At 56.7% G+C, this 12,381-nt stretch carries 7 protein-coding genes; 4 read left to right on the forward strand and 3 right to left on the reverse strand.

Annotated elements, in window-relative coordinates:
- Positions 1-67: 67 nt before the first annotated feature.
- The 3 genes from CLU80_RS20640 to CLU80_RS20650 are packed head-to-tail and all read left to right on the forward strand — an operon-like array spanning position 68 to position 7,714.
- Positions 68-1,312, forward strand: coding sequence for a glycosyltransferase family 4 protein (locus CLU80_RS20640; RefSeq protein ID WP_099758250.1), 1,245 nt, complete (start codon positions 68-70; stop codon positions 1,310-1,312).
- A gap of 1 nt (position 1,313) precedes the next feature.
- Positions 1,314-2,168 carry a hypothetical protein gene (locus CLU80_RS20645; RefSeq protein ID WP_099758251.1) on the forward strand — a complete coding sequence of 285 codons (855 nt, stop codon included), beginning with the start codon at positions 1,314-1,316 and terminating at the stop codon, positions 2,166-2,168.
- A gap of 2 nt (positions 2,169-2,170) precedes the next feature.
- Complete coding sequence (locus CLU80_RS20650; RefSeq protein ID WP_099758252.1) at positions 2,171-7,714, forward strand: calcium-binding protein; 5,544 nt, start codon at positions 2,171-2,173, stop codon at positions 7,712-7,714.
- Between the two features lie 68 nt (positions 7,715-7,782).
- On the opposite strand, the gene dspII is transcribed toward CLU80_RS20650, so the two are convergent.
- Positions 7,783-8,895: an enoyl-CoA hydratase/isomerase DspII gene (gene dspII / locus CLU80_RS20655; protein WP_099758253.1), complete on the reverse strand. Its 1,113-nt coding sequence runs from the start codon at positions 8,893-8,895 to the stop codon at positions 7,783-7,785.
- A 132-nt stretch (positions 8,896-9,027) separates the two neighbouring features.
- On the opposite strand from dspII, the gene ung reads away from it, so the two are divergent.
- Positions 9,028-9,720, forward strand: a complete 693-nt coding sequence (ung, locus tag CLU80_RS20660) for a uracil-DNA glycosylase (RefSeq protein ID WP_007911441.1) — start codon at positions 9,028-9,030, stop codon at positions 9,718-9,720.
- 119 nt (positions 9,721-9,839) lie between these two features.
- Here the strand turns inward: ung and CLU80_RS20665 are convergent, their stop codons facing one another.
- Together CLU80_RS20665 and CLU80_RS20670 are read right to left on the reverse strand one after the other, a co-directional pair.
- Positions 9,840-10,874, reverse strand: a complete 1,035-nt coding sequence (locus CLU80_RS20665; RefSeq protein WP_099758254.1) for an AbrB family transcriptional regulator — start codon at positions 10,872-10,874, stop codon at positions 9,840-9,842.
- Positions 10,867-12,381, reverse strand: a complete 1,515-nt coding sequence (locus CLU80_RS20670) for a tripartite tricarboxylate transporter permease (RefSeq protein ID WP_016984709.1) — start codon at positions 12,379-12,381, stop codon at positions 10,867-10,869. Before CLU80_RS20670 ends, CLU80_RS20665 begins: the two co-directional genes overlap by 8 nt.

Below are 12,381 nucleotides of genomic sequence, written 5' to 3' on the forward strand. Positions count from 1 at the left end.
TCTGTTCGTGCCGATCGAGGTGAGCAAAACTCAGTTCAACAGCGGCGAATAAAAGGACGATGCCGCTATGAAGCTTCTTGTGATTCACCAAAACTTTCCGGGCCAGTTCCGTCATGTGGTGCTGGCGGCGATTGACAGGCGTTATGAGGTTTTAGCGATAGGTCGGGATACGGCGCCGGGTATCGCAGGGGTGAAAATATATCGATACCGCGCTGCCAGCCGAGCACCGGGCGGTATTCACCCCTACCTGACCCGTTACGAACAAGCGGTGACTGATGGACAGAAGGTTTTTGAAATTCTGAGCCGGCTGAAACATTCGGGTTATCGGCCGGACGTAATTCTCGCTCATCCCGGATGGGGGGAAACGCTCTTCGTCAAGGATGTCTATCCTGACGCGCCGCTTATTCACTATTGCGAATATTACTATCGGGCGCAGGGCGCAGATTCCGGGTTCGACCCTGAATTCCCGCGAGCAACAAGAGAGTCATCAAGGCTGCGAGTGCTCAATTCGCTGCATCTTTTGAATCTTGAGCAATGTGACATTGCCATTGCGCCCACGCGGTGGCAGCGCAGTCTGTTTCCTGCAGCTTATCAGCCGGCCATTCGGGTTATTCACGAGGGCGTCATTCAAAGTTCTTGCTTGGCGAAAGCGGGGGCCGTCAGGTTGCCCAATGGCGTCGAACTGAGAACCGGGCAGCCGATCGTTACTTATGTCGCGAGGAATCTTGAGCCTTATCGCGGGTTTCACAGTTTTATGCGAGCGATCCCGCATATTCAGGCTGAGTGTCCCGGTGCGCAGATAATCATAGTGGGCGGTGATGACGTCAGTTATGGGGGTAAGCCGGTTGGCTATGCAAACTGGCGCAGCAGGATGGAGGCAGAGGTAAGTTTCGATCATTCCACCGTTCATTTCACAGGGAAGCTTCCTTACCAGACTTATCGGGCAGTTCTGGACTGTTCAAAGGTTCATGTTTATTTGACGTATCCGTTTGTTATGTCGTGGTCGTTACTGGAGGCGATGGCGGCTGGGTGTGTGGTAGTAGCGTCGGATACGGCTCCGGTAAGGGAGGTGATCATCGATGGTCACAATGGAATGCTGGTGGATTTCTTCGATCATCACGGTATCGCCAAACGTATTGCCAAGGTTCTTGATTCCGTTGATGAGTACGACTGCCTTCGTAGCGCTGCGAAGTTGACGGCGAGCAGATTTGATGTGGCGTACGGCACGAAACACTACTTTGACGTATTTGAAAGCGCGATGTTCGGGCATCTCAAGAAACAGCCTGCTCGTCAGTTTGACAGGGAGATTTGAAATGCTCCGGATGTCGCGTAAGGCATGGGTTAAATGGTTTAAGAAGTTGTTGAAATACGGCTTGTTTATTTATGCCTGTTATTGCGTGGTGGATTTTTATATCCGTGAAGAACAAGTCGCCGAGGCGATGGCAATCTATTACGCGGATCAGGAGGCCTGTCAAAAGAAGCTGGCGAGCATGAAGCAGGTGCCCATACTGGGCGGTAGCTATGTGGATAAGACTCTGGTCCCGGAGTTTTATGTGGGCATGCCTGAACTGGCAAATAAGAAAGCGTGTCTGGCCAATACACTCAAGGGGCATTTCTGGTGGACCGGGACGGAGATACGGTCGTACCACGATCAGAGTGTAAAGCCGATTCCTGAAAGTTGGCGTCTTTATAAATTGACCGCCGGGCTTTATACAAAAAAAGAGACTACCGAGCCCCATGAGCGGGGCTATCGACACGTCAACTGGCCCGATGAGTTGATTGTGAAGTTGACTAATTATCCGGGGTTAGAGATTTGGCTGGATGCTCCGCCGCCGCATTTCAAGAATGTGGATTCCGTCAGAACGTTTGTCATTACTGGCTGGCCGCGGCGTGATGGCACCCCTCGGTTGATAGGCTGTGACGGTTTGATTCGCCCGGCTTCCGAGGAACAACTGACTGACGAGAAATTGGCAAGGTTCAGCAGATCAGAATTGGAAAATCTGGATTTTGGCAAGTTGAACTTTTTCTGCACTGTCAATCTGGATAGCTTTGACTTTGCTGGGGGGCACGGCAGCGTAGACCTAGGTCTATCGTCATTACGCGAAACACCTGAGATGCTCAAGTTTCTCAGTGATTATCTTTCACGCTCAGTTATTACAAGGAAGTAACGATGACTTATGTTTTTAGCGATATTGAAAAAACAGCGATCTTTAACGCAGCCAATATTTGCAAAGGTATGAGGCTTCTCTCAAAAAAAATTGAGTACGAGGCACTGGGAATAGCAGGGGCTAGCTGCGCTCCCCTGTATCAAAAACTATTCGATATTATTGGCGGAAGAGTTTCTGAGGTTATCGTTGTCGATAATGAAGCGGGAAAAATTCTGAAAAGCGCCAGGCTCTGGCTTGCCGTGGCCATTGATGCCAACGGTGGAAACGGTGCCTACTCCGCCCTGATTCGCGGCTACACCTCGCGGCAAGGTGAACTGAGATTGAATAAAATCTTCAGTGAAAACCTGATGCAGCTGTCATCGAATCAGGTCGCCGCCAATTTCATCAATACCTTGATCGACGGATCCCTCGCGGGTCGGCTGGCACCCTGGACGGTTCCATCCATCAGCCAGATTGCAGAGATTGATGCCAGTGCGATCGGCAAGGCACTGTTTAGTGAGGCTTGCGGAGAGAAGGATACCGCCGTGAGCCATAACGCCGGCTGGTCAGGGACAGTCGGATTCAGCCTGTTGGGTGGAGCGCCGCCCTATGAAACCTGGAGATTGATCTCTGCGGGTGATGCGCAAGGGGAAGATGGCGGCCCGCCGACTCAAACAAAAGCCAACAGGCTCGATGACTATAAAAATATTCTGTTCGCCATCGATTCCTACAGTGTCGGCCTGCGAGCGGCGATCAGCAATTTCGGCGTCAATCCATTGCAAAGTCTGCTTTCCGTCGTGCCAGAGCAAATCAATATCGCGCTCGCCAGTGGCAGCCTCAATCCGCTGATTCAGCATGTCGTTAAAGGCACGCCGGTTTCCGTCGTGGTCGACCTGATACTGCGCTATGGCCAGAACGAATTCCTCGACATGTTCAAGCGCACCTACGACGGCGATTCAGCAGCGCCAGCTACCACCGATGAGACCTTCGCCACCAACGCTTACGCATTCTTCTCGGCATTTTCACCGGAGCAGTCCCAAAGCATCGTCACCCGATCAATAGGTGAATACGGAAACGCCAATTCATGGGCAAAACTGGCTGGCGAGTCGACACCCATCGGCCTGGCGTTGCGCAATTCCCTGAAGCAACTCAGTGAAATCGTCATCGAACGCGATGACGGTTACCCCGCACGCGGACTGGAACTCTACGATCCGCTGACCGGCGAAGGTTTCATCACCGCGCAATGGCTTGTCGATCGTGCGCAGATGTTGGCCCGGTTGATTGCCCGAACCCAGGGCTCGTTTGGAGAACACTCGCTGCAGAAGTTTTCCTACTCCGATCTCGCCTCAGCCAAACAGGCGCCGATGACCACCGGTGTGTTGAATCCGCTGGTCATGTTCGGCGATGACGGTGCGCGGTCTTTCGCGGGCGATGCGAACACTGATCATCTGTATGGCGGCGCGGGCAATGACACGATCAACGGACTGGCAGGTCACGATGTCATCGAGGGTGGACGCGGCAACGACTTGCTTGGCGGAGGCGACGGCAATGATGCGTTGCACGGAATGGCCGGTGATGATGTTCTGGTCGGAGGAAAGGGTAACGACTCTTTGAGCGGTGGCGAAGGCAGCGACCGCTATGAGTTTTCCAGCGGTGATGGCATCGATGAGATCTTCGACGCCAACGCCAATGGGCAGCTATGGATCAACGGTTCGCCGATTCCTTCACTCAAACGCCGAGCCCCTTTGAGCAATATCTGGTCGACCGAGGATCAGGCCATCACCCTGACCCTCATCGAAGAACTCACTGAACCCACCCTCAACATCAAATATGGCCTGAACGACCTCGTCGTTATCAAGAACTTCCGCCCCGGGATGCTTGGCATCCGACTTCCTGAACACCAAAACCATACGGTCTCTGCTCCCGATCTGGTTCTCCAGGGCGACTGGAAAGCGAAAGATATCGACCCCAATGTTCCCGGTGATCAGTTCTCATACGATGAGCTGGGCAACGCCTTGCTATTGCCCAACGTAAAACAGAGAAACAAGGCCGATGTGCTCTACGGCTCTGCAAAAGACGACGTCATTCTCGGACTTGGTGGATCAGACCGATTGTTCGGCAAGGACGGAAACGATCAGTTGTTTGGGGATAAACAGACGACGCTCGAAAAAGCCATGGCCGCTGGCGACTCTAAAGGGAAAGCCGCTCGAGGCGATTGGCTTGATGGCGGGGCAGGTCACGATTTGCTCATCGGTACGGCATCCCAGGACGTGCTTCTGGGTGGTAACGATCGGGATACGCTGATTGGAGGTGCGGGAGATGACGTTTTATCAGGGGATGAAACGACGGGCGCGCTGGAGCAGAAATGGGGATTCAAACGCGTCGACGTTCTTATAGACGGTGGTGTCACCAGTCACCGAACTGTCTTTTCAAAGGCCTCCTTTAATAGTTCGACGGAGGGCGATAACGATGTTCTCTACGGCCAGGGCGGTCGCGATGTTCTCAATGGCGGATGGGGCGAGGATCTGCTTGATGGCGGAACTGAAGATGATCTTCTTGGAGGGGATGGCGGGAATGACACGCTGGCCGGAGGAAGCGGTAACGACACAATGATGGGAGATAACCTCGACTGGGGAGGTGGACTGCAAAGCAAACACCATGGCAACGATGTATTGGACGGTGGCATTGGCGATGATTGGCTCGCTGGTAACGGTGGAGCCGATGCGATTTATGGTGGCTCAGGTAATGACACTCTCCACGGGGATGACGATGTACTGAGCGGCGTTGCCGGTGACGCCGCCCATTTTTTTGGAAATGACCTGCTGGACGGTGGTGCGGGAGACGACACACTTTTGGGGGGCGGGGCGGATGATCTGCTGTTCGGAGGTGAGGGTAACGACGCGCTGGCCGGGGATTATGCTGAGCATCCAATTCGGTACCACGGCAATGATTTACTTGATGGTGGAGCGGGCGATGACACACTTCATGGAATGGGTGGTTCCGATACCCTGATCGGTGGGGCAGGAGCTGACGCGCTGGATGGCGATGTGTCCAACCTGCAGCCAGGTGGAATCAACAATGATTACCTTCAAGGCGATGAAGGAAACGATACCCTTTTGGGCGGCTTGGGCGCCGACACGCTTTATGGCGGCGCTGATGATGACATTTTATCCGGCGACTACGCGCAGACAGCCGAAGCCGAACATGGCGCAGATTATCTGGACGGTGGTTCAGGCAACGATACCTTGCTGGGCGGTGGTGGCAACGACACGTTGTTGGGCGGGGAGGGTGTAGACCACCTTCGTGGCGATTCCGGCAATAACGTTTTTGATGGCGGAGCCGGTAACGACGTGATGGAGGGCCATGACGGCGCTGATGTTTACTATTTCGGGGTGGGTGATGGTCTTGACGTTATTACCGATTCAGGTGGCAGCAATGTCATCAAGTTCGGTGCCGGGTTCTCTGCGGAAAGTTTGAAAGCCGACATCATTGATGTTTCCGTAGGCCGGGTATTGCGGCTGTTCAATGGCGCGGGCGACGCGATACTCATCAAGAGTCACGAGCAGTGGAAGGATTCCACATTCAGTTTCAGCGATGGCGTTGTACTTGGTTATGAGGATGTCCTGCGCAAAACATTGCCGCCGATAAAGGTGCCCGAGTCACCTGTACCGGAAGTTGTAACCGCCACAGGAATCCAGCAAAGCAAAGTTGATGACCCGGTTCTGCCAGACGATGTAACCATCGCGGCGCAACGCCCTGTGGCATCTGATCACTCCGTTGACTGGACTGAAAAATTCCTCGCGCAAATCAAATCCAGACGCTCCGCCCGCAAACACGCCACAGGTTTCACCTTGAGTGATCAAGGCGTCTGGGTTCGCAGTCATATCACGACTAGCGACACCGGTTACATCACTCACACCGAGCTGAGCGATGACAGCGTAGAAGCGGGAACACTGTCTGAAACGCCGTCATGGATGAAGGTTGATGCAGGGCATGCCGTGGTCAGTGAAAGGCAGTCGAAAACCACAACTCGTGTCGAACATAAACAGGTGAAAGCCGATGGGACGATAGCCTCTTCACGTCAAGCGCCTCGCTATTATCGATCCGGCTCGGCCACCGGCTTTTCATTCAATACGGGAGATGTATTGGTTGAAGACCGTAAGGAATCCGGCGCGCTTGAGGGCTGGTACATCTATCCGGCAGCAAGCTTCGGTTCGGGGGAAACGGTGCCCAAGGCGTTTCGCTGGGATGTCACAACTGAAACGATCAAACGCAAAATCGTCCCAGGCGACGATGCCGGCGGGCGAGTCAACGTCGAAGTGGAAAACGTTTTCCACGGCGGCGCGGGAGACGATCTGATTGTCGCCTATGCAGGCTCCCCACTTGACTACGGCACTGTCGGCGACAGAACACCGGGCGCGTTTTTATCCGCAGGTGCAGGTGACGATACCTTGCTGGGCTCCGAGGGCGCCGACTATCTGGTCAGCGGGGCAGGGGATGATTGGCTTTACGGTGAAGACGGTGCCGATACCTACATCGTGCAAGCGCACGCCGGAGCAACTACCACGATTGCGGATGTACCGAACCCTGTTTTCCACCGAGCAGAAGTTGGCGCAGCGGGGTGGAAAGACGAGTACGGATTGATCGATCAGGACACTGTCGTCCTTCCAGCAGATGCGCAGTGCGATGCACTGCAATTGAGCTGGGGTGCTGCGCTGATAGAAACCACACATGTCGAACTGGAACCCAACCCAGGTCGCGGGGCACACCGCAATCCGCCAAGAGCGAAAATGCTCCATCCGACACTCGATATCAATTGGGGTGGGATACAGAAAGTTCGCATCGTCTTGCCCCTCAATGGTGAACTCGAGGGGGCCGGGATTGAGCTCTTGAATTTCGCCGATGGGTCGGTCGTGAGTTTGAAACAACTCTTGGAGTCAAGTCAGCTAGGCCCTGCGCCCGAGACTTTTCATACGGGTGTAACCGTTAACAATTCAACGCGTTTTACGTCTCTGCGAGACGGACGGGCGCTGCCGTTAGTCGGTGGTCGAGGCAACGACACGATAAGCGGCGCGGGGGAAATCCGAGGCATGGAAGGGGATGACGTGCTCACGGGCAGCCCCGGTGATGATCTGCTGTTGGGTGGACCGGGCAATGACACGCTAACCGGCGGCGCCGGAAATGATATCTACCGATACGATGGCCTCGGCAGGGACGTGATCATCAATCGCGGAGACGGCCTTGACGGGATCGACTTTTCCGAACGCAGGCTGACGATCGACAACTTGAAGTTTCACCGTGAGCGCGATGATCTGGTGATCGTGGTGGATTACGGCATGGCACCGAAAATCCGGGTTTCCAATCATTTTGCCGCAGGCGAAAGCGCTATCGGCTTCATAAGAGTCAGCGAAGGAACAGCGACTCAAGACTACAGCGCGATGCAGATTGCTGAACGTCTGCATCCTCTTCCGCCATTGAGGGATGTCGAAGACATTTTGATAAAGGGCGACGAAGAAGCGCAGCGGGCGATGACGGAGATCATTCAGTTTTACGAGCTGAATGTCTGAGTCTTATGGCGACCGATTGAGGCAGCTCGCGATGGGGATCCAGTCGTCATCGCGAGCATCGCGTCAGTTCAATACTGCGTCAGATCCGCCAACGGATGTCGGCCCTCCCAAACCTTGTGAAAGTGCGCCTCGACCACTGCATCCGGCACGTGATTGACGTCCGGCCAATGCCAGTGCGGCTTCTGATCCTTGTCGATCAACCGCGCGCGAACCCCTTCGCTGAATTCCGGATGCCGGCAGCAATTGAGACTCAGGGTGTATTCCATCTGAAAGACTTCGGCCAGCGACATATGGCGGGCGCGGATGATCTGTTCCCAGACCAGATGCGCGGTCAGTGGTGAGCCTTCGCTCATGGTTTTCGCTGCCCGGGCAATCAACGGATCGATGCTGTCGCGTTGCAGGCTGATGGCTTTCCAGGCGCAGGTCACGTCGCTGACGTCGAGCAGTTCGTCGATCTGCTGACGACGTGGCAACCACTGTGCCTCGGGCATCTGCGCCACGGCTTCCTGCTGCAGGGCCTTGAGCAGACTGTTGAGCTGCATGTCGGTCTGTTCCTGCCAATTCAGTTGCAGCAGGCCTTCGATCAGTTGCGGTTGTTGTTCGTCAAGCAGGAAGCGATCAGCCAGATCCAGATCGATCGCATCACGACTGTTCATGTGCGCACCGGTCAGGCCCAGAAACAAACCGAGTTTGCCCGGCAGCCGCGCGAGAAACCAACTGGCGCCGACGTCCGGATACAGACCAATGGTGATTTCCGGCATGGCCAAACGGCTGCTCGGTGTGACGATCCGCGTACTCGCGCCTTGCAACAGGCCCATGCCGCCGCCGAGCACATAGCCATGGCCCCAACAGATCAACGGTTTCGGATAGGTGTGCAGGCTGTAATCCAGGCGATATTCCGCGCTGAAAAACTGCGCAGCCAGCGGCGGGACTTCGCCGGGATGGGCGCGACAGGCCTCGACCAGGCTGCGCACATCGCCGCCGGCGCAGAAGGCCTTGGCGCCGTTACCGCGCAGCAGGACGCAGACGATTTGTGGATCCTTGGCCCAGGCGTTTAGCTTGTCGCTGAGGGCGTTGATCATTGGCAGGGACAGCGCATTCAGCGATTTTTCAGCATCCAGGCTGGCGATACCGATGCGGGCGCCGTCGGTGCCGGTGAGTTCTTCGACGTGCAGATTCATCGTGACCTCGATCGGGAATTTGAACGATCAGTATGATCGTTGTGTGGGAAAGTGCCGGATCTGCATCAGATCAATTGACAAGCGTGGTCGGCTTTCCTAGGGTTCGCCCCATTGTTTTTGCCGGGTATGACCATGACTGCTGACGACCGTATCAAACTCGAACCGAGCTGGAAGGAGGCACTGCGTGCTGAGTTCGACCAGCCTTACATGGCAGAGTTGCGCCAGTTTCTGCAGCAGGAGCGGGCGGCCGGCAAGGAAATCTATCCGCCGGGACCGATGATTTTCAACGCGCTGAACTCGACGCCGCTGGATAAAGTGAAGGTGGTGATCCTCGGCCAGGACCCGTATCACGGCCCGGGCCAGGCCCACGGCTTATGCTTCTCGGTGCAACCGGGCGTGCCGGCGCCGCCGTCGCTGGTCAACATCTATAAAGAGTTGAAGCGCGACCTGAACATCGATATTCCCAATCACGGCTACCTGCAGAGCTGGGCCGATCAGGGTGTGTTGATGATCAACACCACCATGACCGTCGAGCGCGCCAACGCCAATGCGCATAAAGACAAGGGCTGGCAGTTTTTCACCGACCGGATCATTGAACTGGTCAGCGAGCGCCAGCCGCATCTGGTGTTCATGCTTTGGGGCGCCCATGCGCAGAGCAAGCAGAAGCTGATCGATGCGACCAAGCATCTGGTGCTGACGTCGGTGCATCCGTCACCATTGTCGGCATATCGCGGGTTCTTGGGTTGTGGACACTTCAGCCGGACCAACAAGTTTCTCGAGCAGAATGGCGAGACGCCGATCGAGTGGCGTTTGCCGCCGATTTGATCGGTTGGCTGAGCGGGCCCCTTCGCGAGCAAGCTCGCTCCCACATTGGTTTTGCGGCGTTCACATGACCAATGTGGGAGCGAGCTTGCTCGCGAAGAAGGCAACTCGGTCTTGCAGACTTACTCGGGATTACGATTCCAGTACTTGAACAACGGCTCCGCCAGAAACAGCACAAACAGCAACCGCATCACCTGCATCGCCGTCACCAACGGCACCGACAATTGCAGCGTCTCTGCCGTCAGACTCATCTCGGCAATCCCGCCGGGCATCATGCCCAGCGTCAGCGAACGCAGATCCAGATGGGTCAAAGCACTCAACCCCAACGCCGCCAGTGTCGCAATCAACATGGTCAACGCTGTGCCGATCAACGTCCGCCCCATGAATGAAGGTGCACGGCGGAAAAACTGCCGATTGAAGTGACAACCCAGACCGCTGCCAATCAACCACTGACCAATCTGACTGCCGCCATTGGGCAAACCAATGTGTAAATCCCAGCCAATGCTCACCGCCGCACTCACCAGCAACGGCCCGAACAGCCACGGATTGGGTTGGCGCAGACGCTGCCAGAGCCACGCAAGCAAACCGCCCGCCGGAAACAGAATCGCCAGCCAGCGCCAATCGACGCTGCCAGCGTGGGAAATCGGTGTGCCGTCGCCGAGCAAATATTTGAACGCCGCCGGCACACACAGCACCACCACCAGCACCCGCAAACTTTGCCCCGCCGCGACGTGGCTGAGCATCGCGCCGTTACGGGCGCCGAGGTTGACCATCTCCCCGGAACCGCCGGGCATGCTGGAAAAAAATGCTGTGGCGCGATCCTCGCCGGTGCGGCGCATCAGCCAGACGCCGACCACCGCCGACAAACTGGTGACCAGCGCACCGAAGAAGATCAATCCGAAATGACTGAGCACCTGCTCCATCACCACCGGGGTGAAGTGCAGGCCAATCCCGATGCCGACGATCCACTGACCGCACTTGCGGCCGCCAGGGATTTCCGTCAGTTGCCACGGGGTCAGGCAGCGCACGAGGATGATCGCCAGCAACGAGCCGACCATCCACGGCAGTGGCCAGCCGATCTGGCTGGCGAGGTAACCGCCAAGCAGACCGACCAGCGGGGTTCCCCACCAGGATTTCAGTGAAGCACGATCAAACATCGGCAATGGCGCGGCGCGCGACCGAACGTTTGCGCCAGATGCGGATGATCGGCATCAGCAGCATGATCGCCGTCAGCACCCAGACACCGAGAGTGATCGGGCTCGACCAGAGGATTTCCAGCGCACCGTTGGAAATCGACAGGGCGCGACGCAGGTTCTGCTCCATCAACTCGCCGAGGATGAAGCCCAACAGCAGCGGCGACAGCGGGAAGTCCAGCTTGCGCAGGATGTAACCGAAGATGCCGATACCGATCATCAGGAACAGGTCGAACGTAGTGGCGTGCACCGCGTAGACGCCGATCCCGGTGATGATCGCGATCACTGGCACCAGTGCCCAGTTCGGCACGGCAAGGATGCGGGTGAAGATGCGGATCATGGGGATGTTGAGGATCACCAGCATGATGTTGGCGATGAACAACGAGGCGATCAGGCCCCAGACGATGTCCGGTTGCTGCTGGAACAGCAGCGGACCCGGGGTGATGTTGTACAGCGACAGGGCGCCGATCATCACCGCCGTGGTGCCCGAGCCGGGAACGCCGAGGGTCAGCATCGGCACCAGCGCACCGCAGGCTGCGCCGCCGATCGCGGTTTCCGGCGCGGCGAGGCCACGGGGGTCACCTTCACCGAACTTGCCGCTGGCGCCGGCCAGACGTTTTTCGGTCATATAGGCCACGGCACTGGCGAGGGTCGCGCCGGCACCCGGCAACACGCCCATGATGAAACCCAGCACGCCGCAACGGACGTTGACCACGAATACCGAGGCCGCTTCCTTGAAGTTGAACATCATCCGGCCGGTGGCTTTCACCGCTTCCTGGCCATGGTGGGTTTTTTCCAGCAGCAGGAGAATTTCGCTGATCGAGAACAGACCCAGCACCAACACGACGAACTGAATGCCGTCGGTCAGGTGAATGTTGTCGCCGGTGAAGCGGTACACACCGCTGTTGGCATCGATGCCGACCGTTGACAGGAACAGACCGATCAACGCGGCAATGAATGTTTTCAGCGGACGGTCACCGGCCATGCCGCCGAGACAGACGATCGCAAACACCATCAGCACAAAATATTCCGCGGGGCCAAAAGCAATCGCCCATTTCGCCAGCAACGGTGCGAAGAGGACCATGCCGCAGGTGGCAATGAACGCGCCTATGAACGAACTCCACGCCGACAGCGACAGCGCCACACCGGCCAGGCCTTTGCGGGCCATCGGGTAACCGTCGAGGGTGGTCATCACGGTGGAGGCTTCGCCTGGAATGTTCAGCAGGATCGAACTGATCCGGCCGCCGTATTCGCAGCCCAGATACACCGCTGCCAGCAGGATCAACGCCGACTCCGGTGGCAGGCCGAGGGCAAATGCGATCGGGATCAGCAATGCTACGCCGTTGATCGGGCCCAGGCCCGGCAACAGGCCGACGACGGTGCCGATCAGTGTGCCGCACAGCGCGGTCACCAGGTTGTACGGGCTCAGCGCGACGCCGAAACCCTGACCCAAATAGCCAAGAGTATCCAT

The sequence above is a fragment of the Pseudomonas sp. 29 genome (assembly GCF_002754355.1).
GTDB lineage: Bacteria > Pseudomonadota > Gammaproteobacteria > Pseudomonadales > Pseudomonadaceae > Aquipseudomonas > Aquipseudomonas neuropathica.

Excerpts from the sequence above, each read along its gene's own strand:
- CLU80_RS20640 (WP_099758250.1), top strand. The coding sequence starts at position 68 with ATGAAGCTTCTTGTGATTCACCAAAACTTTCCGGGCCAGTTCCGTCAT.
- CLU80_RS20645 (WP_099758251.1), top strand. The coding sequence starts at position 1,314 with ATGCTCCGGATGTCGCGTAAGGCATGGGTTAAATGGTTTAAGAAGTTG.
- CLU80_RS20650 (WP_099758252.1), top strand. The coding sequence starts at position 2,171 with ATGACTTATGTTTTTAGCGATATTGAAAAAACAGCGATCTTTAACGCA.
- dspII (WP_099758253.1), bottom strand. The coding sequence starts at position 8,895 with ATGAATCTGCACGTCGAAGAACTCACCGGCACCGACGGCGCCCGCATC.
- ung (WP_007911441.1), top strand. The coding sequence starts at position 9,028 with ATGACTGCTGACGACCGTATCAAACTCGAACCGAGCTGGAAGGAGGCA.
- CLU80_RS20665 (WP_099758254.1), bottom strand. The coding sequence starts at position 10,874 with ATGTTTGATCGTGCTTCACTGAAATCCTGGTGGGGAACCCCGCTGGTC.
- CLU80_RS20670 (WP_016984709.1), bottom strand. The coding sequence starts at position 12,381 with ATGGATACTCTTGGCTATTTGGGTCAGGGTTTCGGCGTCGCGCTGAGC.